This window comes from Anaerocolumna jejuensis DSM 15929 (genome assembly GCF_900142215.1).
In the GTDB taxonomy this organism is placed as follows: domain Bacteria; phylum Bacillota; class Clostridia; order Lachnospirales; family Lachnospiraceae; genus Anaerocolumna; species Anaerocolumna jejuensis.
Map to the genome: position 1 here is coordinate 27,421 of NZ_FRAC01000024.1, position 26,504 is coordinate 53,924.

Here is a 26,504-nt window from a genome sequence, read left to right on the forward strand (position 1 = left end):
AGACATCAGGGCAGGTGTAGGGCAGAATAATCCTGGAAAGAGCGGTAATAATAACAGGGCGGGAGCAAAGTGCGGATATGGGACCTGCTTTTGATGTCATAATGCATTATAACTACAGTTTATGGAATGCATAAAAAATATTGATTTTACTTATGCTGTTTCGGCGGGTATAATAAGAAAGTAATAAGGCATGGTAGCAAGTTTTGTTACGATGCTATTTTTATGTGATGTGGGATATTTCCGGTCAGGATGCAATGGATATGAAGGGAATAACCGTAAGCCAGCTATATTCACAGGTATAAAAAGGAGGAATTTTCATGGTAAAAGCAATAGTAGGCGCTAATTGGGGCGACGAAGGTAAGGGTAAAATAACAGACATGCTTGGTCAGGAATCGGATATCATTATCAGGTTTCAGGGCGGCAGCAATGCAGGACATACCATTATCAACAAGTATGGCAAATTTGCACTCCACCTTCTTCCCTCCGGCGTATTTTATGATCACACCACCTGCATTATCGGTAATGGGGTAGCATTAAATATTCCCTACCTTTTTAAAGAAGTGAAGTCCTTAACGGACAGAGGAGTGCCGGAACCGAAGCTATTAGTTTCCGATCGTGCACAGATTATGATGCCCTATCATATTTTATTTGACCAATACGAAGAAGAAAGGCTGGGCGGCAAATCCTTTGGCTCCACCAAGTCGGGAATCGCACCCTTTTATTCTGATAAATATGCAAAAATCGGATTTCAGGTATCGGAGCTTTTTGAGGAAGAAAGCTTAAGAGAAAAGGTTGAGAGAGTATGCGAAGCAAAGAATGTCATCTTAGAGCATATGTATCACAAGCCTGCTATCAATACGGAGGAATTGTTCCAGACCCTTTTGGAATACAGGGATATGGTAAAGCCCTATGTATGTGATGTGGCTGCTTACCTTTATGAAGCCATAAAGGAAGGAAAGAATATCCTTCTGGAAGGACAGCTCGGTGCCTTAAAGGACCCGGATTTCGGAATTTACCCGATGGTAACCTCCTCCTCTACCTTAGCAGCCTACGGTGCTATCGGTGCGGGAATACCTCCTTATGAAATCAAGGAAATCATTGCTGTTGCCAAGGCATATTCCAGTGCTGTCGGAGCAGGAGAATTCGTCAGTGAAATTTTTGGAGAAGAAGCGGACGAACTGCGAAGAAGAGGCGGAGACGGCGGTGAATTCGGTGCTACCACCGGAAGACCCAGACGTATGGGCTGGTTTGATGCCGTAGCTACCAGATATGGCTGCAGGATGCAGGGAGCTACCCAGGTGGCCTTAACCGTACTGGATGTCCTGGGCTATCTGGAGGAGCTGCCGGTATGCGTAGGCTATGAAATTGACGGTGTGGTAACGAAGGATTTCCCGACCACTGTTAAGCTTGCCAAAGCAAAGCCTGTATATGAGAAGCTTCCCGGCTGGAAGCAGGAAATCAGGGGAATTAAGAAATACGAAGACTTACCGGAAAATTGCAGAAAATACATTGAATTCATTGAAAAGGAAATTGGTGTTCCTGTTACGATGGTATCCAACGGACCGGAAAGAGATGAGATTATTTACCGCTAAATCATTTTGCAACACCCTCATGATGAAAGGAGCAGTTTGATTTTCTCTGGCATACAACTTGGCGAGGTATCTTAAAGTTGTATGCCAGAGATATCAGACTGCTCCTTTTGTTAAAGCTCTGGAGTACTTAAAGGTACTCAGACAGTGCAAACGCATGAGACTAAATAATGGATATGAACAGATGACCAAGGAGGTTGTTTAGAAGTTTTGTCTCAAGAGGTTCCTTATGACACTTAAGCGGCAGGAAACGTGACTAGGTAAAACAGTGCCACTGTTTGAGCTTGATAACTAACACAGCCATATTTGTTACAGCGAGTTTGGCGCTGATTTGCCTGCCAGTCACGTTTTCTGCTGCTTTAGTGGAGTAAGGGTTCTCGCATAACAAAACTTCTAAACAACCTCTTTGGTCATCGTCCGTTCCCATTACTTCCTTCATGCGCTTGCCGTGGGTACTCAGCCAAGCTTACGGGATAAATACTCCAGCAGCTTGTCATTATTTTCTCCTGTAAGGAAACAAAAGCGTATAAAACGGTTACTAAGGCCCTGAAAGGTTGAACAGTCCCGAATCATCAGGGACTGTCGGATGGCTCCCTCAAATAAATCATGGGAAGTAAGGTTATCCTTTTGTATTTGCAACAGGATAAAGTTGGCAGAAGGTTCATAGTATTTTAAGCCGGACACATTCTTCAGCACGGCCTTTATACGCTCTCTTTCGCTGCTGATCAAATTTCTGGTTCTCTTTATATATTCCTCATCGGAAAACATAATTTCTCCCGCCAAAGAGGCCAGGATATTAATTGTCCAAGGGTTTTTTCTTTCATTTACAAGGTGAAGCAATTCTTCATCGCTTGTCATGGCGTACCCCAGGCGAAGTCCGGGAGCGGCAAAGAACTTTGAGATTCCCCGGATGACAATCAGGTTCTTATAGGCGGAAAGAAGAGAAACGGAGGTAACAGAGGCGATATCGGGAGCAAATTCCACATAGGTCTCATCCACCATGCAATAAATATTCCTATTCTTGCAAAAGGCAAGGATTTCTGCCATTACTTCTGTCTTTATCACAGAGGAGGTAGGATTATTGGGGTTGCAGATAACAAGGAGGTCATAGGAAGCTTTAAGGGTTTCCTTCAAGGCGGAAAGATTTACGTTAAATTCCGCCTCTTCCTTTAATAGAAAATAATCAATCCTGCTCCCTTCAAGAGTCAGCTCTCTTTCATATTCCGAATAGGTAGGGCTTATAATCAGTGCTTTCTTTGGCTTTATAAATTGGATAAAAAGAGAAATTAACTCCGTGGAGCCGTTGCCCACAAGAATATGCTCTGTCTGACACTGTTTCTCTGTGGGCAGGTCTTTATTGACATAGGCAGCAATGCTCCTTCGCAAAGAGGTGTATTCCCTGTCCGGATAATCGGTTATGGCATCAATATGGCCGGAAAGGTCTGCCCTTAATACCGGGGATATTCCAAGGGGATTGACATTTCCCGCAAAATTTATTATCTCATCTTTTTTAATTCCATAATACTTTTCTATTTTTTCTAAATCACTTCCGTGAAAATGTTCCTTTGGTGTTATCATAGTCCATCCTTTCCCTTGCGAAATACTGTCGATTAGTGTTATAATAATTATAATATAAAGGTGAAGAAATGCAATACAATACATAAATTATCATGGTCTGGGGTGAATTGGTTGAAAGAGAAGATAAAACAGCTGGCTGACGGATGTTTTGAATATGAGTCTCCTGCTTTATTATTGTCGGAGGAAGAGCTTATTATAACGGTGGATGCAGGCGGCTGCTATAAGGGAACACTATCGGTCTGGAATTCTCTTGGCACCATGCTGACAGGGCAGCTGTATTCCTCCAGTACCTATTTTTACACGGAAAAGCAGGAATTTGAAGGAGAGCGTATTGAGTTAGCATATACGGTACAGGCTAAGACACTGGCACCGGGAGATATGGTACGGGGCTGGCTTGATGTTGTAAGTGACAGCGGGGAAGCCAGAGTCCCTTTTTTTATAACGGCAGAGCCACCCTATCTGAATTCCTCTCTTGGTAAAATCAAAGATTTCTTTCATTTTACCAATCTTGCCAAGTCTGACTGGGCCGAAGCAGTAAAGCTCTTTAAAACAGAAGAATTCCGTGAATTTCTTCAGTACCGGGATAAGAAATACCTGGTATTATATGATGCCTTAAAGAAAAGCAGGTCGGCAAATCAGGCATTGGAGGAATTTCTTGTTACAGTCCGTAAAAAAACCCCTGTTAATTTTATTGTAGACAAGAATACTTTAGAATATGAAGTGAACACGGAAAGCTTCATGGATAAGATAACCCTGATGAAGGATAACTGGGGGTATGAAGAGATAAGGGTCAGCTGCGAAGGGGATTTTATCCAACCGGAGCATAAAATTATATGGTCGGATTATTTTGTGGGAAATACATATCCTCTGGAATTTGTAATACAGCCTCTTGCTATGAGAAGAGGAAGGAATTACGGCAAGATTATCCTTTCCTCCGTTCATGATACCCTTGTAGTAGAAGTGACGGCAACACGCAAGGCGGAAAAGACAGAGGAGAGGCGCAAACAGAGGCATATCAAGGAAAAAGTCATTGCCTGTGTGAGAAATTATCTGAATTTCAGAGAAAACCGCATCAGTCCTGAGGAATATATCCAAAAGACTGAAGTAGAATTAAAGGGGCTGAAGTCAGGTGATAAGAAAAATTTATTGTGGTACAGGCTCCTGGAAGTCCATCTGCTGCAGACGGCTGATATGGGCGACCTCCAGAACGAAAATGAGATAAAGGCTGCCCTGAACGCCCTGAAGCCGGAAATCATAGAGAAAGAGCAGAAGGATACGGCGGTGGTATGCGCTTACTGGTATCTTCTTGCACTCATTGATAGGAGCGAGGAGACGGTGGAGGCGGCTATAAAGGAAATAAGAAATGTCTACCATATGAATTCCTACGATTATAGGGTATTATGGTTTTGGCTATACACCGATAAGAAATTTGACGGCAATAAAGGACAGGCACTGGAGCTTCTAAGAGAACAGTTTTTACATGGCTGCCGCAGTCCTTATCTTTATTTTGAAGCAATTTTAATCTATAGGGAAAATCCCGTGCTGTTAACAGAACTTGGGGATTTTGAAATACAGGTACTCCTGTTTGGTGTGAAAGAAAGCTATGTGGACGTGGAGCTGGCAGGACAGTTTGCCTATCTGGCAGCAAAAAAGAGGGAATTTAAAAGAAGTATCTATTATTGCCTTATACTGCTGTACCGGAATTATTCAGAGAAGGGTAAGAAGGAAGAACAGGCGGCTCTTACCAATATCCTGACTGCTGTCTTAAGCCTTTTAATCAAAGGGCACAAAAGGGGAAGGAAGTATTTTAACTGGTACCAGAAGGGAGTAAAGGAGCAGCTTCGCCTTACGGAGCTTTATGAATATTATCTTTATTCCTACGACGAAGAAGAGCAGAGCAAGCTGCCCATGCAGGTACTGTTATACTTTATTTATAATAGCAGCCTGAGCGATAAAAAGAGGGCATTTCTCTATGCCTATCTCATAAAAAATAAGGATGAGCTTAGTTCTATTTACCGGAGCTACAGCAAGAAAATCGAGAATTTCGGAAAAAGGATGCTGAAGGAGCATGCCATTGACAGAAACCTCTCGGTTATTTACGAAGAACTGATAACCATGAACGGGTTTACCTGTGAAATCGGAAATGACCTTTCCTATGTTATGTTCAAGCAGGAATTATGCTGTCAGAACAGCAATATAAAAGGTGTGGTAACGGTACATGCCGAAACCGGAGACGAGATATATACCCCCTTGGCAGCAGAGTGCGCTTACATTGACCTCTATACGGAGAATCATGAAATACTCCTGGTGGATAATCAGGATAACCGGTATGCCAAGACCGTTGCCTATACCCTGTATCCCTTCCTTGGAAAAGACAATTATCTGATGGATTGCCTGCAGCAGGAGAGCGGGAATGCCATGGTGCTCCTGAACTTTGCCGAAAAAGCAGAAGCCTATCAGAAATTTGATGCGGAGTCCGTTCGTATCAGAGGAAAGCTTTTAGAGCTTCCCTTCCTGAAGGAGAACTACAGAAGTAAAATACAGATGGATTTAATCTCTTACTATTATGATAATTTCCAGGGAGATTTACTGGAGGAGTATCTAAAGGAGATTGATCCGGCCAGTCTTAATAAGAATGACAGGGTGAAGCTCATAGAGCTTTACATCATAAGGAATTTTTATGAGGAAGCTAAAGAAGCCTTAATGGAGTACGGATTTGAAGATCTTCAGCTTAACAGGCTGCTGAAGATATGTGCCTGGCTGTTACAGGAGAGAAAAGCAGAAAAGGATGAGCTTCTTTTAAGCCTTTGCTTTTATATCTTTAAGGCCGGCAAATATAATGAAGAAATATTGGTATACCTGTCAGAGCAGTATGTGGGTGCCACCAGAGAATTGTACAGTCTTTGGGAGGCTGCCTGCGGCTTTGAAATTGACACCTGCATCCTGGAGGAAAGGCTTTTGATGCAGATGCTTGTAACCAGAGAATATCTGGTCAATTCTCCCCAGGTATTTCTTAAATACTACCAGAGAGGCTGCAACAGAAAGCTGATTCGGGCATTTTTATCTTATCATGCCTATAAATACCTTATTAACGGAAGAATTCTCAAAGGGGAAATGTTCCAGGTAATGAGGAGAGAGCTGATATATGAGGAAAATGATGTCTGCATGCTGGCTCTGTTAAAGAAGCTCTCAACGGAAGAATTCTTTGATGAGAGCGAGAAGGAATTCATTGATTATAATCTGCAGCGTTTTATGAGAAGAGGAATGATACTGCCCTTTTTCCAGAACTTTAAGGGGGTACTGCCCTTGAATGATAAGATAAACAGCAGCTGCCTTGTAGAATATATATCCAACCCCAGCCAAAGGGTTTTCATTCATTACAGAAAGGAATCACAGGAGGAATATACCCGGGAAGAAATGAAGGATATGTTTCTTGGAATCCACGTAAAGGATTTTATCCTCTTTGCAGACGAAAGCCTTCCGTATTACATATCCGAGGGGGAAGATTCCCAGGCAGTCATAACGGAAAGCGGAAGCTTAAGGACGGACGCAGCGGTATCCGGAGAGGAAGACAGTCCCTATGAACAGATAAACTTTATAGCGGCGGCTCTGGAAATGAATGATTATGAAAGCGTCCGGGAGGGAATTTTGAATTACGAAAGAAACAGGCATTTGGTAAACAAGTTATTTAAAGCGTTATAAGTCAGGTTTATTTCTATAAATGGATTATTCAACTACGGAATATCAGACCGAGGCTTTGATATTCGCGAAAGAGGTTGCTATGGCAGATAAAAGAAGTTTATTTTTAGGACTTGATTTCGGAAATGAGGATATTCAGATATGCTGCTATAACCCAAAGAGCCTGGAACCGGAATCCGTCACCTTATATTCGGGTGACAGGCCGTATTTCTATCCTTCCCTTATAGGCCTTAAACAGGGGAGTAAAGAATGGCTCTTCGGGGAAGAAGCTTTGGAATTTCAGGAGCAGGGCTTATGCCAGACGGCAGACAATCTGCTGAAGAAGGCAGAGCAGGGTACGGAGACGGTATTGTATGATACGGTCTATTCCCCTGTGTATTTGCTGGAGAAGCTTTTTCGCAAGTGCCTCACAATGGTAACCTTAAAATTTCCGGGAGAAAGCATTGCAAAGCTTGCGGTGACAGTCAAGGATTTAAATGAAACCATTCGGGCTGTGCTTAAAGAGGTCTTTGGCAATCTCGGATTAAAGGAGGACAGGCTGTTCCTCCAGAGCCATTCCCTAAGCTATGAATATTATGCCCTGAGCCAGAAAAAAGAGCTGTGGAGTACGGATGTAGGGCTCTTTCATATGGATGAGGAGGAATTCCATTACAGGCAGATAAGTATCAGCCGGAAATTTACTCCGTTGCCGGTGGGGATTACTCAGAAGGACTTTAATGACATTCTGGATTATGAAGAGGTGCAAAAAGGGGATAAGGAACGTCTGGAATACTGCTTTTTGAATCTTGCCAGGAGTCTTTTGCATAAACAGCTCGTAACCACCATCTACGTAACGGGCTGCGGCTTTGAAGGGGATTGGGCGGATAATGCGTTAAAGGAGCTCTGTGTCGGAAGAAGGGTCTTCAAGGGGCAGAACCTTTATGCCAAAGGAGCCTGTTATGCGGCAAAGGAAATCGGAAGTGAAGAGGGTGGAAAGCTGAAGGAGTTTCTTTTTCTTGATTCTGACCAGATAACCTCCCTTCTGTCCATCGAAGCTGAAAAAGACGGCAAGCTCATCCAGATACCTTTATGGGATGGCTATAAGCCATGGTATGACAAGGCTCTGACCCAGGAATTTATCCTGACAGAGGATAATACCATAAGGGTACTGGTAAAAGAGCTGTTTACCCTGAAAAAGGAATACCACGATATTTTATTGGAGGGCCTGGAGGTCAGGGCTGATAAGTCTACAAGAGTAGAAATATCCGTATCCTTTAAAGACAGAAAGACTGCCCTGATTAAAATCTGTGATAGGGGATTCGGGCAGATCATACCTTCCTCCGGTTTATGCTGGGAGCAGGAAATCAAGCTATAAGGAGGCTTTGTGGGATGGGAATACTGATAGCATGCGAAGAAAATAAGGCAAAGCTTCCTTACCGCTTTAAGGTAACGGATACCGGCATTTATACGGCAGAGGAACTTTTTTATTATGTCTATCATAATTTTTTACTTTTAACCGATGAATTATATGAGGAAGCCTTTCTAATGTGGCTAGAAAAGGAACTGTTCCTTCCAGAGAAGGCGGAAAAAATAAGAGAAGCGAAAAAGAACTATTCCGGCTATGATGCGTTGGTAGAAGCCGCCTCCATCCTGCTTTCTGATAACAGCTATTATCAGGAGGAGGAAGTACAGGAATTCCTTCTAAGGCAGAATGAGAGAAAGAATGTTTCCCCCGGGGAACTGGCTGTTAAAAAGGCAGAATCCTTTCTGCAGCACGGGCGGTATTTCGAGGCTGGCATGATTTACGAAAGCCTCCTTGCCGGAGACGGCATGTATGCTGTCTTAAAGGAAGAGGCAGGCAGAATCCGGCATAACCTTGGGGTTTGCAGACTCCATACGGAAGGTTTTAAAAGGGCAGCGAAGGATTTTAAGGCAGCCTACGAGATGACTGGCGGAGAGGAATCCAAAAGGCAGTATGTGCTTTGTATGCTCCTTGGCGGGAATGAAAGTACATTCGGGGCGGAGGAAAGTATCAGTGAAGCCTATGTAAAGGGCATCAGGGAAGAAATTCAGGACAGCCTGTTACAATACGGGTCTTCTGATGAATATAAAAAGCTTGAGGAGCTGAAGGAAGCCAGGGACAGCGGTAAGCCGGCTGACTTTCTTCAGGGAGTAAGGGAGAGGCTTGAGAGCTATAAACAGGAATACCGGTCAGAGAACTCATAACCCGGTAACATAAAAGGAGATGATTACATGGGGTTTTGGAAGAAAAAAAACCTGGAGAAGCCGGAAGAGCAAAGGCAAGAAAATGAACTTGCGGCAGCACAGATAGCAGAAGCGGACTATTCGGAGCTAAAAAAGAGCTTCATAGAGGAGAGCTGTGAGCAGGTCGTGGAAAGTACACTCCAGGCGCAGGAATTAAAAGCAGAATTTCAGGCGGTAACCGCCTATATCAGTGATATCCAGAAGCTGGAAGGCCTGAACAGTGAAGACAGAGAATTGGTAAATGACCTTACAAGAAAGATATTGACCTTGTCTAAGGACAGGGAAAGATATAAAAAGGGAATACGAAAGATAAAAGACACCCAGTATCTGAACCTGGCAAAGTTCGAAGAGGATGTTCCCAGGGATTTAAAAAAAATGAAATACTGGGAAGAATACAGCTCCAATATACAAAATGATTTAAAATATCTGGAAAGCGAGAGAACCGCCCTGCTGCACCAGAAGGGAGACGTGGAAGAAAACCAGAAGACACTTGGGACCATCGGAATCACCACTACCGTACTTTCCGTCCTTTTATTTCTTGTGTTTTTATGGATAAATAGTAAGACAAATGCCAACATGCAGCTGCCCTTTATGCTGACCGTTACAATGGATGCCGCGGCAGCCGCTTATATTTTCCTTCGTTCCAGGGATAATAAGAAGGAAAAGGCAGAAACAGAGAAAAAGTTAAACCGTGCTATTTTGCTGCTGAATAAGGTTAAAATCAAATATGTCAACAATACAAATGCCCTTGATTACTGCTATGCCAAATATTTGGTGGACAGTCAGGAAAAGCTGGGCTTTTTGTGGGAACAGTATAAAAAGGAAAAAGAAGACGAAAATCAATATAAGCTCAGCAAGGATCAGACGGAATATTATAACCGGGAGCTGATCAACCACCTAAAGGAGTACAGGCTGGCGGACGCAAAGATATGGGTGCATCAGTTGGAGGCTCTGTTAGACGGCGCAGAGATGGAAAAGGTAAAAGAGGCTCTATTTGAAAGAAGGCAGAAGCTAAAGGATAGGATAGAGCAGAATAACCTTCTGAAAGAGAAATGCATGGAAGAAATTGAAAAATTTACTAAAGAAAACGAAGAAAACAAGATATATGTGGCAGAGCTTCTAAAAAAGAAGGGAATCGCTCTTGACAGATAAGGAAAGTTTTCATATGATATTCATAGTTGATTCTATATAAGTTGAATTAAGTTTAAACTAAAATTCAGCTTCTATGCCAATATAATAATTGAAAATGTAAAGACGGAGAGGATTAGATAGGTAAGTGTATCAGAGAGGACAGTTCATTGGCTGAAAGGCTGTCTTGCTTACTGCTTGTTGAAGGTAGCTCCTGAACAGTATCTTTGAAGGCGAGTAGGAGATACCGGGTAATCCCGTTATAGAAGAAAAGGCAGCATATTGCTGTAAATAAAGGTGGTACCACGGTTCTTCGTCCTTTTCGGCGGGGAACTTTTTTATTGCCTTAAAATAGGTTTAGGCAATAAAATTAACGGAAAACTAAATCCACAGGAGGAAGAAAATGAAGAAAGAACTGGAAAAGACTTATAACCCTGGTGATATTGAGGACAGACTCTATGCCAGGTGGATAGATAAGAAATATTTTAAAGCAGAGGTGGATAAATCCAAGAAACCCTTTACGATCGTAATGCCCCCGCCGAACATCACAGGACAGCTCCATATGGGTCATGCCCTGGATAACACCATGCAGGATATTCTTACAAGATTTAAGCGGATGCAGGGCTATAACGCACTGTGGCAGCCGGGAACGGACCATGCAAGTATTGCAACAGAAGTTAAGATTATCGAGCAGCTTAAAAAAGAAGGCATTGATAAGAAGGACCTTGGTAGAGAGGGCTTTCTGGAGAGAGCCTGGCAGTGGAAGGACGAATACGGCGGACGCATCATCAGCCAGCTTAAGAAGATGGGCTCCTCCTGTGACTGGGACAGAGAGCGTTTCACCATGGATGAGGGCTGCTCGGAAGCCGTTGAGGAGGTATTTTTAAAGCTTTACGAAAAAGGACTGATTTACAAAGGCTCCCGTATTATAAACTGGTGCCCTGTATGTAAGACCAGTATCTCCGATGCAGAGGTAGAGCATGAGGAGCAGACAGGACATTTCTGGCATATTCTCTATCCAATAGCAGGAACAAAGGACTTCCTGGAGATTGCTACCACCAGGCCGGAAACGATGCTGGGTGATGTTGCGATAGCAGTTCACCCGGAGGATGAGCGTTACAGGGAACTGATTGGGAAGAATGTCATTCTGCCCTTCTTAAATAAGGAAATTCCCATTATTGCAGATACCTATGTCGACAGGGAATTCGGAACAGGTGTGGTTAAGATAACGCCTGCCCATGACCCCAACGATTTCGAGGTCGGCAAAAGGCACAATCTGGAACAGATAAATATTATGAACGACGATGCCACCATCAACGAAAAGGGCGGCAAATTCGCAGGCATGGACCGCTATGCAGCCAGAAAGCAGATGGTTAAGGAACTGGAAGAAATGGGCCTTCTAAAGAAGGTGGAGGAGCATGTCCACAATGTCGGTATCCATGACAGGTGTAATACAACTGTAGAACCCTTAATCAAGCAGCAGTGGTTCGTAAAGATGGATGAACTGATAAAGCCAGCTGTAGAAGCCGTAAAGAGCGGGGAAATATCCTTTGTTCCGGAGCGCTTTGATAAGATTTACTTTAATTGGACCGATAATATCAGGGACTGGTGTATTTCCAGACAGCTTTGGTGGGGACACAGAATACCTGCCTATTACTGCGAGGAATGCGGTGAGGTAGTGGTAGCCAGGGAAATGCCAGGAGTCTGCCCGAAATGCGGCCATACTCATTTTAAACAGGATGAGGATACCCTTGATACCTGGTTCAGTTCCGCTCTGTGGCCTTTTTCCACCCTCGGCTGGCCAAAGAACACCGAAGACCTTGCATATTTTTATCCGACGGATGTACTTGTGACCGGATACGATATTATTTTCTTCTGGGTTATCCGTATGGTATTTTCCGGCTATGAATATACGGGCAAGGCTCCCTTTAAGAAGGTGCTTATTCATGGACTTGTAAGGGATTCTCTTGGAAGAAAGATGAGTAAATCCTTAGGAAACGGCATTGATCCCCTTGAAATTATCGATAAATACGGTGCGGATGCACTGCGTTTTACCCTTATCACCGGTAATGCACCTGGAAATGATATGCGTTTTTACCTGGAAAGAGTGGAAGCCAGCAGAAATTTTGCCAACAAGGTATGGAATGCTTCCCGCTTTATCATGATGAACCTGGAGAAGGCAGAAAATGAAGGAAACAGGGAAATTCACCTGACCCTTGCGGACAAGTGGATACTTTCCAAATGTAATACCCTGGTAAAAGAAGTAACGGAAAATATGGAGAATTTTGAGCTTGGTATTGCAGTTCAGAAGATTTATGATTTTATCTGGGAGGAATTCTGCGACTGGTATATTGAAATGGTAAAACCCAGACTTTACAGTGAGACGGATGAGACCAAGAGCGCAGCAATACAGACCTTAAAGCAGGTGCTCATTACCTCCTTAAAGCTTCTCCACCCCTATATGCCCTTTATTACAGAGGAAATCTATTGTACCCTTTCCGAGGCGGAAGGAAAGGACGGAGAAGAAGTATCCATTATGATATCGGATTGGCCGGTTTATGATGAGAAGCTTGATTATGTGCAGGAGGAAGAGGCGGCAGAGTTAATAAAGACTGCTGTCAAGGGGATTCGTACAGTTCGTACGGGCATGAATGTTCCGCCTTCCAAGAAAGCCTCCGTTATCATCGTGACAGAGAGCAGCAGAATACAAGAGATTTTTGAAAACAGCAGGACATTCTTTGCCACACTTGCCTATGCCTCTGAGGTCCTGATACAGACAGGCACCGAGGGAATATCCTCCGATGCGGTAACAGCCCTGATTCCGGAAGCAGTTATATACATGCCTTTTGCGGAGCTTGTTGATATCGATAAGGAAATTGAAAGATTGAACCAGGAAAAGGAACGCCTGACAGGAGAGTTAAAACGTGTAAACGGAATGCTGTCCAACGAGCGGTTCGTGAGCAAGGCGCCCCAGGCAAAGCTTGAGGAAGAGAAGGAAAAGCTGGCTAAGTATACCCAGCTGATGGAACAGGTAGAAGAACGCTTAAAAACTCTTAAAAAATAGTTAAGAATAAATACACTTGATTTTTAAACATATTGTGAGTAAGATAGAATTAAAAATGGAAAAGGTAGATTGTATGATTAATTTTGATGAAGAAATAGCGAAATTTCAGCCAAGCCTTGAGGTCGACCAGGCGGAGGAAGTAATTCACAGCAATGATTTGTCAGATATTACAGACATTATTAAGACCATGCTGAAGGAAATCAAGGATAGAAATTAGAAGAAAGGAAGCCACAAGGTGATTTCACAGTAAAAAGTGGCGGGAATAAGACATGATATGTCCGGCATGTAATAAGAGCATACAGGGTAAGAATAACCGCTGTGAACGCTGCGGCGAAGACCTGACTGTTTATAAGAAAGTTTATATGATGTCAAACCGGTATTATAATGAAGGGCTTGAGAAATCAAAGGTGAGGGACCTTTCCGGTGCCGTTGTCATCTTAAAGAAAAGTCTTGAGCTCAATAAGAGGAATACCGATGCCAGAAATCTATTAGGCTTAATTTACTATGAGATGGGAGAGTCCGTTGCTGCCTTAAGTGAGTGGGTCATCAGCAAGCACTTCCAGCAGGAGAACAATGATGCGGACCGGTACATGGAGCTGGTGCAGTCCAATCCTACAAGGCTTGAAAATCTGAATCAGACAACAAAAAGATATAATGCTGCCCTTTTGTCAGCCAAACAGGGAAATGAAGACCTGGCTATCATACAGCTTAAAAAGGTAACCAACCTGAATCCTCATTTTGTAAAAGCACTTCAGCTGTTAGCCCTCTTGTATATGAAGACCGGTGAGATGGAGAAGGCATTAAAGAATCTGACAAAGGCAAGCAAAATTGATGTTTCCAATACCACCACTCTTCGTTATCTGAAGGAATTAAGTGATTTGACCAGTGGACCGGAAGAGGATGGAAAGCCCGAAAGAAAAGAAGAGCGAAGGGTAACAGCAGAGCCTGTCACCTTTACCCATGCGGCCTATAAGGAAGATAAGCCCAATATATGGCCTTTTGTGAATCTGATTATCGGTATAGCGGTAGGTATTTTAGGAGCGGTATTTTTAATTGTTCCTACAGTCGGAGACAAATATCAAAACAAATATAATAACCAGATAAATGATAACAATGCAGCCGTAAATAAATGGCAGCAGGAATATAATTCCCTTCAGAAGGAAAAAGAGACCCAGGATGCAAAGATTGAGGATTTGAACAAGCAGATAAAGGATTTAAACGGCAGCCAGCTTGACGATACAATCTATGATCAGCTCCTAAAGACAGGAACTCTTTATATAAACGAGCTGCAAAAAAGCGGGTCAAATATTGATTATCTGGCAGTTGCAAGCGAATTTGCAAAAATTAAGAGTGACAAGTTTGATAAGCCTGAGGCTCAGGCCTTATACAATGAGATAAAGCAGGCGATTGGAACCAATGCCTCTGCAGCTCTTTATGAGGAAGGACATAACCAATATTTAGCCAGAAAGTATGACGAGGCTTTAAGCAATCTGACAAGTGCTTATGAGCTGGATGATACGAATGTGTCTGCGGTATATTTTATTGCCAGAAGTTATCATCAGCTTGGAAAATATGACGATGCTAAGAAATACTACAATCTTGTTATAGATAAATTCCCGGATTCCTGGCGTGTAAGTTCTGCCAAGGAAAAGCTGTCGAGTATCCAATAAGCTTAAATAGTAAAATTAAAATAAAAAAATAAATCCGGTCAAAAAGCAAAGGCAATTCCAAAATTTTTTGGAATTGTCTTTTCTTATAGACGAAACTAAAAATATATGTTAAAATATGTAAATGTAAACTTCTGGATTTTATATGATATGATTTGCAGCAGCACAGGAAGAATTTATGGCTTCCCGTATCGGTCAAAGGGCTGAAAAGCCCTGTACTCTCAGTGCAAATCTTATACAAAGGGAATCGGAGGAAATAAAATATCCGGAAAAGAGGTATGCATGGAAAGACAAGAACCCTTAAAGAAGACAAGCAGTACAAAGGGAAAGGAGGCTGCGGAGTACCATATTAAGGATAAATGCCTTATCATTAAGGTAAAGCAGGATTTAGACCATCACAATACCCTGTCCATCAGAGAGCAGTCGGACAAGCTGTTGGAGAAGGGGCAGATTAAAAGTATTGTATTTGACTTTTCCGGAACGGATTTTATGGATAGTTCCGGTATCGGAGTCATAATGGGACGTTACAAAAGGCTCACACTTTCCGGGGGGAAGATTTTTGTAACCGGTATTAATCACAATCTAGACAGAATATTCAGAATGTCCGGGCTGTACAGGATAGTTCCGAAATTTGATTCCATAGAAGAGGCCATTACCAGATGCAGATAGCTGCAGAAAGCCGGTAAATCGGGGATAGGTATTTAAACAGGAGGATAAGTATGGATACCAACGAAATGTTATTAGAATTTGACAGCAGATCTGAGAATGAAAGCTTTGCAAGATCCGTAGTGGCAAGCTTCGTAGCACAGCTTGACCCCACCTTGGAGGAGATTTCTGATATCAAAACTGCTGTTTCGGAAGCCGTGACCAATGCCATCATTCACGGCTATGAAGAATTGAAGGGAAAAGTTATTGTAGTCTGCAGAATATTTGAACATGAGGTTTATGTAGAGGTCCATGACCAGGGCAAAGGCATAAAGGATATCAAACAAGCTATGGAGCCACTATTTACAACAAAGCCGGAGGAAGAACGGTCCGGCATGGGATTTTCTTTTATGGAGGCCTTTATGGATGATCTGGAAGTAGAATCAGAAGAGGGCAAAGGTACAGTTGTTAAAATGAAAAAGAAAATCCACTAAGGGAATGGCTGATATCCTGATAAACCAAAGGTGACAGGAAGGAAGTGAAACAGTGGATACAATCGAATTAATCCGTTTATCACAGGCAGGGGACAAGGAGGCAAGAGACAGGGTAATAACGGAGAATATAGGATTGGTATGGAGTATTGTAAGAAGATTTATGTCCAGAGGACATGAGACGGAGGATTTATTTCAGATAGGCAGTATAGGGCTTATCAAAGCCATTGACAAGTTCGATATGTCCTATGAGGTAAAATTCTCCACCTATGCAGTTCCCATGATAATGGGGGAAATAAAGAGGTTTTTAAGAGATGACGGAGCCATTAAGGTAAGCCGTTCCATGAAGGAAACAGCGGGGAAAATCCGCATCACCAGAGAAAAACTGGGCACCCTGTATGGCAGGGAGCCAACTCTGGAAGAAATCAGCAAGGAGCTTAATCTGGCAAAAGAAGAAGTACTCATGGCGTTAGAATCAGGATCAGAGGTAGAATCTTTATATAAAACAATTTATCAGGGGGACGGAAATGCCATTTATCTCATTGATAAATTGGAGCAGACAAATGATGAGAGTGAAAATATGCTTGACAGGCTTGCATTAAGAGAGACCATTGCATCCCTTGATGAGAAGGATCAGGAATTAATCAGGCTTCGATACTTTATGAATAGAACCCAGACAGATATTGCAAAGGAAATGGGAATTTCCCAGGTGCAGGTATCACGTCTGGAAAAGAAAATACTTATGAAAATGAGGGAAAAAATGTCCTGAGGGACATGGAGGATATTACCAGTATAGAAAGGGCAGGTAAACAGATAATATCAGAGTAAATAGTAAAATCTGCAAGCTATTCATTATAAAATAATAAATAAAAACAGCATCCTGGTAAAAGGGATGCTGTTTTTATTTACAGTATTTAGAAAGGCAGGTAACGAAGGATGGCATTCAGACAGAAAAGTATTTGGATTTTTGCAGCAGTACTCCTGTTAATTGCAGCAGGAATTGCGATAGCCTATTTTACTCAGAATACGGAAAGGAATATCCATAAGGGAACCCTTGTTTATGAAAGAAATTACATGAAGACTGCTGATATAAAAGGGAAGGTGCCCAATGAAAAATGTACGCCTCTATATAAAGATTGAGAAAAGTATTCTGATACACCATAAGGTCATCCGCCTGAAGGATGTAGCAAAGCTATATTCACCGGAGGATAAGCTTGTGGAGGAATTATACCAGCAGGTTCTCTATATTATCAAAGATGATAAAAAGATGGACTATATCTTTTCTGTTATGAAATTAATGGAGCTCATCCATAAGACGTATGCCGATATTGAAATTACAAATCTGGGAGAAGCAGATTTCATCGTTCAGTATGAACCCTCCGGGAAGGAAAAGAAGCTGTGGGAGTATTTTAAAGTGGCTTTTGTCTGCTGTATTGTATTTTTTGGAGCAGCTTTTACAATAATGACTTTTAATGAAGATGCCAGTGTAGAGAAAGTATTTGGAATTATTTATAAGTCAGTTTTAGGAACCGAGCAGGGAAAGGCCTCCATACTTGAAATATCCTATGCGGTAGGACTTCCCTTAGGAATCATCATATTCTTTAACCATTTCAGCAAGTTAAAGACCGGAAATGACCCTACGCCGATGCAGGTTCAGCTGCGGCTATACGAATCGGATATGGATGACACCTTGATTGAAAACAGTTCAAGGGAGGGGAAATCCTTTGATGTTCATTAAATATGCTTTCCTTTGCTTTTTGGGACTGACAGCAGGTATCTTAATAGCTGCCGGAACAGTTGCCTTCATAACCATTGTAGGCGTCCTTACAAGACTTGCCATCAGAACAGATACCGCAAAGCGGATTTTGCTATATGAAGACATTGTTGTGGTCGGTGCTACTTTTGGGAATATTATGGACTTGTTCAGGCTTCCGATACCTGTTGGTACGGTGGGACTAATCATATTCGGGCTGTTCATAGGCTGTTTTATTGGCTGCCTTGCAGTAGCCTTGGAGGAAGTAATTCAAATATTTCCTATTATGACACACCGCCTGAAGCTGAAAATGGGAATTCCTATAATCGTATTATTTCTTGCCCTGGGAAAAGGTTTGGGAGCTTTTTTTCAACTTTTTATCCATTATAAAAAATAAAGAATAAAAATTATCGGATTTATGTAAAATAGTAAGGCAGCAATCAGCTTAAAAATTAGATATTCAGGAAAGAGGTTAGGTTGAAAAAATAAAAGCTTTTTTTCAACTACGGATTAACGAATATCCAATTAAAAATCGGATATTCAGGAAAGAGGTTAGGTTGAAAAAACAAAAACTTTTTCAACTACGGATTAACGAATATCCAATTAAAAATAGGATATTCAGAAAAGAGGTTAAAATGGATAATAATAAAAAGAAGGTCAGTGCTGCTGATGTGGTAAACGAGCAGGATAAGACCAAAAAAGCAGAAAAATACAATCAATATGTCAAGGAAAAGACGCCCACTCACAATAAGGTCATCAATTTCTTCAATGCTTTTTGGGTAGGAGGAGCTATCTGTATTATCGGACAAGCCTTAAATAATTACTACACGTACTTAGGATGCAATAAGGATCAGGCAGGCGGTTACACCTCACTGTCCTTAATTTTATTATCAGTTGTCCTGACCGGATTGAATATATATCCGAAGTTGGCCAAATTTGGAGGCGCAGGTACCGTAGTACCGATTACCGGCTTTGCCAATTCCGTAGCTGCACCGGCCGTAGAGTTTAAAAAAGAGGGACAGGTTTTTGGTATTGGCTGTAAGATATTTACGATTGCAGGTCCTGTAATACTATATGGTGTATTTTCCTCCTGGGTTCTTGGAGTTATCTATTATATATTAATGAAAATGGGAGTCGTAGGGTAGCCGCTGCCGGAATGGTTTGAGTCAGCATACCTTATGGCTTAACTTCAAATATGAATGTGTACAGAGGGTACTTGTACTCATTCCAGACTTCTTCCATCATTGTTTGTGATGTTAAAAAGCGGCATTATGTCGGGATATGTGAAAGAAAAGCACTTTCACACTCCATTATCTATAGCAGTACCGCAGACCTGTCTGCGGTATGCAACGGGAGCAAGAGTGAAAGAAAATATCATTTTGAAAGGATGCCACTTACAGATTCTTTCACTCGTTTTATTTGTGGCAGTATCGCAGAATGGCTTTCTGGCCTGGCTGCGGTATGCAATGGGTATAAATATGGAAAATAACAGTAAAACATGCGGTAAGCAAAGCCTGTTGTTTGCTAATCCGCCCTATATTATAGCAGGCTCCTCTATTACCGGTAAAAAGGAGGGGGAAGGACCCCTTGGAAGATACTTTGACCAGGTAGAGGAAGACCCCATGTTTGGGGGAGATACCTGGGAGGATGCAGAGAGCAGGATGATGAAAAGGGCGGCGGATGCTGTGATTCAAAAGGCAGGTATTAATAAAGACGACATCCGCTTTATGGTAGGAGGAGATTTGCTTGGACAGTTAATTGCTACCTCCTTCGGTATTATGGAGCTTGAAATTCCGTTATTCGGAGTTTACGGTGCCTGTTCTACTATGGGTGAATCCCTTGCCATCGGCTCGGTTTTGGTGGATGGCGGATTTGCTGACAAGATTATGGCTATTACCTCCAGTCACTTTGCAGGTGCCGAAAAGCAGTTTCGTTTTCCACTGGCATACGGAAGCCAAAGGCCGTTAGCGACAACTTGGACAGTTACCGGAAGCGGGGCGGTCATATTGGATAAAGCAGATAACAGAAGTAAGAAGGAGCTTGAAAAGGAAGCACCTGTCTGTGTAATGGGAGCAACGGTAGGAAGGATTGTAGATTACGGCATAAAGGATTCCATGAATATGGGAGCCTGTATGGCACCCTCCGCTTATAAGACCATTTCAGCGAATTTGAACGACCTTGGTGTAAAGCCGGAATATTATGACAAAATTATAACCGGTGATTTGGGCTATGTCGGAAAGGATATCTTAATTGACCTGTTGAAGCAGGAAGGCTTTGATATCTCCAAGAACCACATGGACTGCGGTATCGAAATGTTTGATAAGGATACGCAGGATACCCATTCAGGAGGAAGCGGCTGCGGGTGCAGTGCCATAACCCTGGCAGGCTATGTGCTGCCAAAGCTTCGAAGAAGAGAGTGGAAAAGGGTTCTCTTTGTGCCAACCGGTGCGCTTCTGTCAACGGTCAGCTTTAACGAAGGTAATCCTGTCCCCGGTATCGCCCATGCAGTAATTATTGAGGGGATGTAGGAATATGGATGTTATTCAGTATAGTATCGCAAGTGGACTTGCGATATGCCCGTGGATTAGCTTGAAAAATGCGCTGCATTTTTAAACTTACTATTTAAGAGGTATCGCATACAGACTTGTGGTATGCAATGTATAGAGTGGAATTAGAAATCTGGTAAAAATAAGAAAAATTGTCATAGCAGATGATAGAAAGGGATCCTATGGATTATTTAAAAGCATTTTTGATTGGTGGAGCAATCTGCGCGGTTATCCAGATATTAATGGATAATACGAAGCTCATGCCGGGACGTATAATGGTAATATTGGTTTGCCTGGGAGCCTTGCTGGGGTCACTGGGTATCTACGAGCCCTTTTCCAAATGGGCGGGTGCAGGAGCAACAGTACCCTTGAGTGGATTCGGTAATTCTCTGTTTCAGGGTATAAAGGAAGCAATTGACAAGGATGGCTTCCTGGGAATATTTAAAGGAGGATTGACTGCCACATCGTCGGGTATAGCAGGAGCCTTGATTTTCAGCTATATCGCATCCCTGATATTTAATCCCAAGATGAAAGATTGATAAAAAAGAAGCTCCATGCTTTCCTGCATATCTCCGGTCAAAGGTCTTATGGCTGCCTTTTAACCGGTTAATGCAGAGAGGGTATGGAGCTTTTACATAGGTCAGAAATCAGTGTAGATAATTATAGTGCCAAAAATTATCAGTGTAAATAATTATCAGTGTTAGTCGTTATCAGGTCAAAATTATCAATGTCAATTGTTGTCAGGTCAATTGTTATCAGGTCAATTGTTATCAGTTCAATCGTTATCAGCGTCAATCGTTATCAGCGCCAATTGTTATCAGTGTCATTAGTTATTAATGTCCATAGTTATAATTGAATTCCGGGTCATAAATTTCTTCCGTGCCGTTATTGGTGCCATTGTTCCCGTTATCCGTATTCCCGTCATCTGTTCCTCCGGTATTGGAATTGTCCGGTGGAGTGGTTATGGGCGGGGTGGTTACCGGCGGAGTTCCAGACGGAGGTGTCGTAATAGGTGTGGGTGGTGGAATAATGTTCGGGAGCCCTGAATTTTTGGCATTGTGTACATTACAGGTATCCTTTGGCAGTATATAAGGTGTATCCATTGTTTTAGAGGTCTCATCCTTTGATAACAGTACCTTTTCCTTAACCGTTGCTTTCGGGCAGAAATCATTTGCAATCTTATTTGATACGGTACAGATGGAAACCTTTACATGAACATCACATTTTTCCGTAGGCTCCGTGTTCTTGGCAAAGTATTCGGTAGCCACTGTGGAGCCGCCTTCGTACTTATTACAAAGTCCGTCTACAGCAAGCTTGCCGCTCTTGGTGCAGATAGTACGCTGGACGATGGAATCGGGAATCGTAAAGGGCACCGGTTCCAGGCCGTAATCCTTATGAATCTGTTCCATGACATCCCGCCAGATAATCTTTTGATAGTTTTTATTAGTCTGACTCCTGTTATTGTCAAAGCCTGACCAGATACAGGCTGTGTAATAGGGTGTATAACCTGCAAACCATAAATCGTTGTAATCAGAGGTCGTACCGGTCTTTCCGGCAATGGGCATCTTAAGGTTCTGGAAGTTGACCATGGTTCCGGTACCCTTCTTAACAACATCCTCCATAGCGCTGGTCAGGAGGAAGGCCGTAGATTCCATCATAACCTGACGGACGGAGGTTTTCTTCTTCAGGAGCACCTTATTATCATGATCCAGTATCTTTGTATAAAAGATAGGCTTTGAATATACGCCTCCGTTGGCGACGGCAGCATAGGCAGCTGTCAGCTCAAGATTGGAAACACCAGTTGTAATTCCTCCTAAAGCCAGAGAAAGATTGATATCGGAATAAACTTTACCGGTTTTGGAGGTCATATTGTCTACAAGTGTGGTAAAACCTAGCTTGTTAAGGTAGTCAAAACCAACCTGGGGAGTTACTTTTTCAAGGGTTTTGACAGTTACGATATTCATGGACCTGGTAATTGCTCTTCGAAGAGTGCTCAGGCCTTCATAGTTTTCGCCGTTCCAGTTCCTTACATACCTGTCCGTACCGGGATATTTATAAGGTGCATCATCTATTACACTGGCTAAGGTCATTCCTGCTGAATCCAGAGCAGGTAAATAGGTTGAAAGCACTTTAAAGGTAGAACCTGGCTGTCTGGTCGTATTGGTAGCACGGTTCAAAGTACGGTTTCCGGTCTTCTCGCCCCGGCCGCCGATTAATCCTACAACATAGCCTGTATGCTGATCCATGATAACCATGGAAGACTGAGGCTGGATAATAAGATTGGTCTTCTCAGCAAGTATAGTATCACCGGCTTCTACCTTCGCGGTCTTAAAATCCTTTATTAGCTTTTGGGCCTCTTTTTTGGAAGAGAAGTAAGCAGAGGTTAAATGGTTGTAGTTCAATAAATCATTGGTGTGGTAATGTACTGTTTTTCCGCTCTTTTTTTCTATGGAAAGGGCATAGGTAAGCTCCCAGAAGGAATCGGTTCCCATCTTAGGGAAGTAGCTTTCGTTGGTATATACATTATCAAGTACGGACTGAACCTTGGAATCCAGGGTAGTATAGATGCTTAATCCACCGCTGTAGAGGATATTGCTGGCCTGTGTATAGGTATAGCCCTTTTCAGCCTGAAGGTCTGCGATGACCTGCTCGATCAGTTCATCTACAAAATAGCTGTTATAGGTAGAGTTCTCATCCTGCTCCGCGGTAACGGACTGAATACGGGAGTAGACATCATCAGCTACCGCTTCCTTGTATTCCTCTTCCGTACATTTATTCAAACGCTTCATATTGTCCAGAATCTGCATACGCCGCTGGGAATTGTTATCCGGGTGGTTGATGGGATTCATGTTTGTCGGGGATTGGGCAATGGCTGCTATAACAGCTGCTTCAGATAAGGTAAGGTCGCTTACATCCTTGTCAAAATAACGCCTGGAAGCAGTCTGCACGCCGTGGGTCCCGGCGCCCAGGTTAATCGTATTCATATAATACTCCAGTATCTGGTTCTTGCGAAGCTTTTGCTCCAGCTGGATTGCAAGATACTGTTCCTGAATTTTTCTTATAAATCTATCAAGAATATTATTTTCTGCGCCGCCGTTAAATACCTGGTTCTTTATCAGCTGCTGAGTTATTGTACTGGCACCCTGGTCAAAATCTCCGGATTTGATACCGTTAAAAAAGGCACGGAAGATACCCTGCATGTCAATACCGTTGTGCTGGTAAAAACGTTCATCCTCAATGCTGATAAAGCAGTTTCGAAGAACCTTCGGAATATCCTTTATTTCAACATAAACGCGGTTAGAATCGGCATCTGCCAGTGTGTCTATCACATTTCCATCCTTATCATATATAGTGGTGGTAAAACCAGTTGGAGCGACATTAATCTGATCTATACTGGGGGCACTGTCGGCAAGTCCTTTCAAAACACCGAATCCCAGATAGGAGCCGATAATTATGATAGAAACCAAACATACCAGGAATAAACGGAAGAGGGTAACACTTGCTTTTGTGGCAAGCTTCCTGGAAGCAGATTTTATATACTGTTGCTTTCTGGCGGTTCCTTTCTTGCTAAAATCCATAATAAACCTCCTTTATCCCGTTATTATATCAAATAAAGCCTGCAAAATAAAGAAATATTTTGTTGTGAAGGCACCAGTTCCACGGCTTACAGTCTTTGTTTACCAAGTTTTCCTAAGGCAGCAGATTGTAAATGGGAAAAATTGCATATTCAAATACTTGTCTGAATATATTATAGTAATAATAAAAGATAAATGATACATTACTGCCTATAAGGCACCTTTAAGTATTATATCATTTCTAAAGAAATATGTTAAGTATATACAAAATAAATCCAAAATATGGATTTTTCTAAGCACTTATGCACATATGCTACAAAGTGTAGCACTAAAAAAAGCTCAAAAAATGTTAAAAATATCACAAAATCTGTGATTAATTGGGAATTATAAAATAATTGTTTACATAACGTGAAATTGTACTATCACAGCAGTTAAATTGGGAGTTAGCCCAAAATAATATCTTTATTTTATATTGTGTTAAAGTTATAATAGCCATAGTTTATTATTTCTATTATTGCAGTGTTATTTTAAAAATTATCAGATTTTTGGAGGGGCTATGGAGAAATTATTCTTAGAGGGAACAAAGAGGATATTGTTGGAAGATAACAAAGAGCTGGTATTTGATTATTATTTAGTGGAAGAATGTAGGAATTGTCAAAATAATGTAAAGCTTTACGGCATTAAAATATTCCAGCATATGAGGGACCATCTTTTAGTAGAGTATTCAGAACCTATTTCCGATTCGAAGGAGATAGTGGAGGGCATGATACATAAACTCTGGAAGAATGAAGTTACGCTGGTTACAATGCTGGAAATTGTAGACGATTTAGTTACAGATTGTACATTGTAGGTTCACTGAGGGAAACAAAACAAAAGATATAATACCGAAATAATAGAAGAATAAATAAACTAAGGGAAACAGTTAAGAAAGGAGCTGCTAAGGGGCGGCTCCTTTCTTAATTGTTATCAAAAATAACCAGTTCATTATTTATTACAGCGTACCACAGCTCTTCCTCCCTGGAAAGGCTCAGCCTTCCGGCGGTCAATTCTGTAAGGCTCTGGCGGAAGGAAGAAAAGATCTCCTCCGGTATCAAAAGAGAGAGCGTTACCTTATCCTGATATTCCTCTTTCAACAGATATATTCCCATCTGGGCAATGGTATACTTTAGCTTGCCGGTCAGAGTATAATCAATTAGAATATCTGACTTGAAGCCTAAGGTCTTTTCGATGACCTCAGCATTCCGAAGTCCTTCCTTTGCAGCACTCTGGTAGGCATGCACCAAACCGCCGGTACCGAGCAGCGTACCGCCGAAATACCTTGTAACTACAATGAGGACATTATGAAGCCCTTCCTGTACAATAAGGTCAAGGATGGGAAGCCCGGCAGTTTTTGCCGGTTCACCGTCATCGCTTAAGCGTTTGATTTCATCCTTGCTGCCAATTGCATAGGCATAGCAGTTATGCCTGGCAGAGGAATGCTCTTTTTTTACCTGTTCAATGAACCGGAGTGCTTCTTCCTCGGAAGAGACCGGATAGATTGAAGCAATAAATCTGGATTTTTTAACCGACACCTCACCGGTGCTGTATCCGTATACTGTTCGGCAGCTTTCGTTCATTGCTGTCCCCTTATCTGAATTGATTTTGATCAGGAATATATTCATAGTGAATGATATTTAACCTGTCTTTTAAATCCTGCTCGTTAATTTCCAGTATTTCGCATAGTTCTGTTAAGGTTTTGAATTTATCCCTTAATTGGGTATTAACGTAACTTAACAGTATGAATGGGTCCTTGGGCAGTGTCATGATGTCCTCCTAAGCAGTATTTTTTACTATTATAACATAAGCTTAGTTAAAACAAAATAGGATTTCAAATGTAATAAGGGGGGGGATTGGGAACGGACGATGATTTTTGCTTACCTTTCGTAATTTTCTCGTTCGGGGTTCCGAATTCCACTAAAATGCCAGCAGCTGTTCCTGGCAGGTGAAATTATACCAAACTCGCTGACAGGTTGTTTCGGTGTGGAGCTGTGAGCTCAGACAGTGGTATAATTTTACCTAGGAACAGCTGCTGCCATTTAAGTGTCATTAGGGAACTCCTTAATAGAAAATTACGAAAGGTAAGCCAAAATCATCTGGGTATTGGCAAGAAACCCTTAGACAGTTATTATGTTTTTTGAGTTTTTCTTAGTTTTAGGCACAGCAAACGCATGAAACCAAATAATGGATATACACAGATGACCAAGGGGGGTGTTTGGGAGTTTTGTCTCAAGAGGTTCCTTATGACACTTAAGCGGCAGGAAACGTAACTAGGTAAAACAGTGCCACTGTTTGAGCGCATTAACTGACACAGCCATATTTGTCACAGCGAGTTTGGCGCTGATTTACCTGCCAGTTACGTTTTCTGCCGCTTTAGTGGAATAAGGGTTCTCGCGCAACAAAACTCCCAAACACCCCCCTTGGTCATCGTCCGTTTCCATAAACTTTTTTTCATTCGTTTGCCTTTAGGGGGCTTTTAGTTGACGGGG

The 26,504-nt window shown here is 42.1% G+C and carries 23 protein-coding genes and 1 other annotated feature; of the genes, 18 read left to right on the top strand and 5 right to left on the bottom strand.

Annotated features, from left to right (window positions below):
- Positions 1-317: 317 nt before the first annotated feature.
- A complete protein-coding gene (locus BUB77_RS20845; RefSeq protein WP_073278840.1) occupies positions 318-1,592 on the top strand; it encodes an adenylosuccinate synthase in 1,275 nt (424 codons plus the stop codon).
- A gap of 253 nt (positions 1,593-1,845) precedes the next feature.
- Here BUB77_RS20845 and BUB77_RS30030 read toward each other — a convergent pair whose 3' ends face one another.
- The gene (locus BUB77_RS30030; RefSeq protein ID WP_170866703.1) at positions 1,846-2,016 is read right to left on the bottom strand and encodes a hypothetical protein; all 171 of its coding nucleotides are present in this window, start codon (positions 2,014-2,016) and stop codon (positions 1,846-1,848) included.
- 29 nt (positions 2,017-2,045) lie between these two features.
- The gene (locus BUB77_RS20850; protein WP_073278841.1) at positions 2,046-3,167 is read right to left on the bottom strand and encodes a pyridoxal phosphate-dependent aminotransferase; all 1,122 of its coding nucleotides are present in this window, start codon (positions 3,165-3,167) and stop codon (positions 2,046-2,048) included.
- A 111-nt stretch (positions 3,168-3,278) separates the two neighbouring features.
- On the opposite strand from BUB77_RS20850, the gene BUB77_RS20855 reads away from it, so the two are divergent.
- The 16 genes from BUB77_RS20855 to spoVAE all read left to right on the top strand — a co-directional run bounded on the left by BUB77_RS20855 (position 3,279) and on the right by spoVAE (position 20,943).
- Positions 3,279-6,869 (top strand): DUF5717 family protein, encoded by a 3,591-nt coding sequence (locus tag BUB77_RS20855; protein ID WP_073278843.1) that lies wholly within the window; start codon positions 3,279-3,281, stop codon positions 6,867-6,869.
- Between the two features lie 79 nt (positions 6,870-6,948).
- Complete coding sequence (locus BUB77_RS20860) at positions 6,949-8,220, top strand: DUF5716 family protein (protein WP_073278845.1); 1,272 nt, start codon at positions 6,949-6,951, stop codon at positions 8,218-8,220.
- A gap of 14 nt (positions 8,221-8,234) precedes the next feature.
- Positions 8,235-9,071, top strand: a complete 837-nt coding sequence (locus BUB77_RS20865; RefSeq protein ID WP_073278846.1) for a hypothetical protein — start codon at positions 8,235-8,237, stop codon at positions 9,069-9,071.
- Between the two features lie 27 nt (positions 9,072-9,098).
- Positions 9,099-10,262, top strand: coding sequence for a hypothetical protein (locus BUB77_RS20870; RefSeq protein ID WP_073278847.1), 1,164 nt, complete (start codon positions 9,099-9,101; stop codon positions 10,260-10,262).
- A 90-nt stretch (positions 10,263-10,352) separates the two neighbouring features.
- Positions 10,353-10,562 (top strand) — a binding site (T-box leader).
- Between the two features lie 79 nt (positions 10,563-10,641).
- Positions 10,642-13,302, top strand: coding sequence for a valine--tRNA ligase (locus BUB77_RS20875; protein WP_073278848.1), 2,661 nt, complete (start codon positions 10,642-10,644; stop codon positions 13,300-13,302).
- Between the two features lie 73 nt (positions 13,303-13,375).
- Complete coding sequence (locus BUB77_RS30035) at positions 13,376-13,519, top strand: hypothetical protein (RefSeq protein WP_170866704.1); 144 nt, start codon at positions 13,376-13,378, stop codon at positions 13,517-13,519.
- 52 nt (positions 13,520-13,571) lie between these two features.
- On the top strand, positions 13,572-14,972 hold the full coding sequence (locus BUB77_RS20880; protein ID WP_073278850.1) for a tetratricopeptide repeat protein: 1,401 nt from the start codon (positions 13,572-13,574) through the stop codon (positions 14,970-14,972).
- A 279-nt stretch (positions 14,973-15,251) separates the two neighbouring features.
- Positions 15,252-15,638 carry an STAS domain-containing protein gene (locus BUB77_RS20885; RefSeq protein WP_073278851.1) on the top strand — a complete coding sequence of 129 codons (387 nt, stop codon included), beginning with the start codon at positions 15,252-15,254 and terminating at the stop codon, positions 15,636-15,638.
- A 50-nt stretch (positions 15,639-15,688) separates the two neighbouring features.
- Positions 15,689-16,108: an anti-sigma F factor gene (gene spoIIAB, locus BUB77_RS20890; protein WP_073278853.1), complete on the top strand. Its 420-nt coding sequence runs from the start codon at positions 15,689-15,691 to the stop codon at positions 16,106-16,108.
- Between the two features lie 52 nt (positions 16,109-16,160).
- Positions 16,161-16,874, top strand: a complete 714-nt coding sequence (gene sigF, locus BUB77_RS20895; protein WP_073278854.1) for an RNA polymerase sporulation sigma factor SigF — start codon at positions 16,161-16,163, stop codon at positions 16,872-16,874.
- 167 nt (positions 16,875-17,041) lie between these two features.
- Positions 17,042-17,245 carry a hypothetical protein gene (locus BUB77_RS20900; protein ID WP_073278855.1) on the top strand — a complete coding sequence of 68 codons (204 nt, stop codon included), beginning with the start codon at positions 17,042-17,044 and terminating at the stop codon, positions 17,243-17,245.
- Positions 17,214-17,843, top strand: a complete 630-nt coding sequence (locus tag BUB77_RS20905; RefSeq protein WP_073278857.1) for a stage V sporulation protein AA — start codon at positions 17,214-17,216, stop codon at positions 17,841-17,843. Before BUB77_RS20900 ends, BUB77_RS20905 begins: the two co-directional genes overlap by 32 nt.
- Positions 17,833-18,255: a stage V sporulation protein AB gene (locus BUB77_RS20910; protein WP_073278859.1), complete on the top strand. Its 423-nt coding sequence runs from the start codon at positions 17,833-17,835 to the stop codon at positions 18,253-18,255. The genes BUB77_RS20905 and BUB77_RS20910 overlap by 11 nt, the downstream gene beginning before the upstream one ends.
- A gap of 238 nt (positions 18,256-18,493) precedes the next feature.
- The gene (locus BUB77_RS20915; protein WP_073278860.1) at positions 18,494-19,003 is read left to right on the top strand and encodes a SpoVA/SpoVAEb family sporulation membrane protein; all 510 of its coding nucleotides are present in this window, start codon (positions 18,494-18,496) and stop codon (positions 19,001-19,003) included.
- Positions 19,004-19,336: 333 nt separating this feature from the next.
- Positions 19,337-20,386: a stage V sporulation protein AD gene (locus BUB77_RS20920; protein WP_073278946.1), complete on the top strand. Its 1,050-nt coding sequence runs from the start codon at positions 19,337-19,339 to the stop codon at positions 20,384-20,386.
- 200 nt (positions 20,387-20,586) lie between these two features.
- Positions 20,587-20,943 carry a stage V sporulation protein AE gene (spoVAE, locus tag BUB77_RS20925; protein WP_073278861.1) on the top strand — a complete coding sequence of 119 codons (357 nt, stop codon included), beginning with the start codon at positions 20,587-20,589 and terminating at the stop codon, positions 20,941-20,943.
- Positions 20,944-21,237: 294 nt separating this feature from the next.
- Here the strand turns inward: spoVAE and BUB77_RS20930 are convergent, their stop codons facing one another.
- Complete coding sequence (locus tag BUB77_RS20930) at positions 21,238-23,982, bottom strand: transglycosylase domain-containing protein (protein ID WP_073278862.1); 2,745 nt, start codon at positions 23,980-23,982, stop codon at positions 21,238-21,240.
- A gap of 553 nt (positions 23,983-24,535) precedes the next feature.
- On the opposite strand from BUB77_RS20930, the gene BUB77_RS20940 reads away from it, so the two are divergent.
- On the top strand, positions 24,536-24,829 hold the full coding sequence (locus BUB77_RS20940; RefSeq protein ID WP_073278865.1) for a DUF6514 family protein: 294 nt from the start codon (positions 24,536-24,538) through the stop codon (positions 24,827-24,829).
- Positions 24,830-24,935: 106 nt separating this feature from the next.
- Here the strand turns inward: BUB77_RS20940 and BUB77_RS20945 are convergent, their stop codons facing one another.
- Both BUB77_RS20945 and BUB77_RS20950 read right to left on the bottom strand, forming a co-directional pair.
- Positions 24,936-25,595, bottom strand: a complete 660-nt coding sequence (locus tag BUB77_RS20945) for a YigZ family protein (protein WP_073278948.1) — start codon at positions 25,593-25,595, stop codon at positions 24,936-24,938.
- Positions 25,596-25,605: 10 nt separating this feature from the next.
- Complete coding sequence (locus tag BUB77_RS20950; protein WP_073278867.1) at positions 25,606-25,782, bottom strand: DUF4250 domain-containing protein; 177 nt, start codon at positions 25,780-25,782, stop codon at positions 25,606-25,608.
- Between the last annotated feature and the right edge of the window lie 722 nt (positions 25,783-26,504).

Bases quoted from the DNA above. Each gene is read 5' to 3' on its own strand.
- BUB77_RS20845 (WP_073278840.1), top strand. From the start codon at position 318: ATGGTAAAAGCAATAGTAGGCGCTAATTGGGGCGACGAAGGTAAGGGT.
- BUB77_RS30030 (WP_170866703.1), bottom strand. From the start codon at position 2,016: ATGGGAACGGACGATGACCAAAGAGGTTGTTTAGAAGTTTTGTTATGC.
- BUB77_RS20850 (WP_073278841.1), bottom strand. From the start codon at position 3,167: ATGATAACACCAAAGGAACATTTTCACGGAAGTGATTTAGAAAAAATA.
- BUB77_RS20860 (WP_073278845.1), top strand. From the start codon at position 6,949: ATGGCAGATAAAAGAAGTTTATTTTTAGGACTTGATTTCGGAAATGAG.
- BUB77_RS20865 (WP_073278846.1), top strand. From the start codon at position 8,235: ATGGGAATACTGATAGCATGCGAAGAAAATAAGGCAAAGCTTCCTTAC.
- BUB77_RS20870 (WP_073278847.1), top strand. From the start codon at position 9,099: ATGGGGTTTTGGAAGAAAAAAAACCTGGAGAAGCCGGAAGAGCAAAGG.
- BUB77_RS20875 (WP_073278848.1), top strand. From the start codon at position 10,642: ATGAAGAAAGAACTGGAAAAGACTTATAACCCTGGTGATATTGAGGAC.
- BUB77_RS30035 (WP_170866704.1), top strand. From the start codon at position 13,376: ATGATTAATTTTGATGAAGAAATAGCGAAATTTCAGCCAAGCCTTGAG.
- BUB77_RS20880 (WP_073278850.1), top strand. From the start codon at position 13,572: ATGATATGTCCGGCATGTAATAAGAGCATACAGGGTAAGAATAACCGC.
- BUB77_RS20885 (WP_073278851.1), top strand. From the start codon at position 15,252: ATGGAAAGACAAGAACCCTTAAAGAAGACAAGCAGTACAAAGGGAAAG.
- spoIIAB (WP_073278853.1), top strand. From the start codon at position 15,689: ATGGATACCAACGAAATGTTATTAGAATTTGACAGCAGATCTGAGAAT.
- BUB77_RS20900 (WP_073278855.1), top strand. From the start codon at position 17,042: ATGGCATTCAGACAGAAAAGTATTTGGATTTTTGCAGCAGTACTCCTG.
- BUB77_RS20905 (WP_073278857.1), top strand. From the start codon at position 17,214: ATGAAAAATGTACGCCTCTATATAAAGATTGAGAAAAGTATTCTGATA.
- BUB77_RS20910 (WP_073278859.1), top strand. From the start codon at position 17,833: ATGTTCATTAAATATGCTTTCCTTTGCTTTTTGGGACTGACAGCAGGT.
- BUB77_RS20915 (WP_073278860.1), top strand. From the start codon at position 18,494: ATGGATAATAATAAAAAGAAGGTCAGTGCTGCTGATGTGGTAAACGAG.
- BUB77_RS20920 (WP_073278946.1), top strand. From the start codon at position 19,337: ATGGAAAATAACAGTAAAACATGCGGTAAGCAAAGCCTGTTGTTTGCT.
- spoVAE (WP_073278861.1), top strand. From the start codon at position 20,587: ATGGATTATTTAAAAGCATTTTTGATTGGTGGAGCAATCTGCGCGGTT.
- BUB77_RS20930 (WP_073278862.1), bottom strand. From the start codon at position 23,982: ATGGATTTTAGCAAGAAAGGAACCGCCAGAAAGCAACAGTATATAAAA.
- BUB77_RS20940 (WP_073278865.1), top strand. From the start codon at position 24,536: ATGGAGAAATTATTCTTAGAGGGAACAAAGAGGATATTGTTGGAAGAT.
- BUB77_RS20945 (WP_073278948.1), bottom strand. From the start codon at position 25,595: ATGAACGAAAGCTGCCGAACAGTATACGGATACAGCACCGGTGAGGTG.
- BUB77_RS20950 (WP_073278867.1), bottom strand. From the start codon at position 25,782: ATGACACTGCCCAAGGACCCATTCATACTGTTAAGTTACGTTAATACC.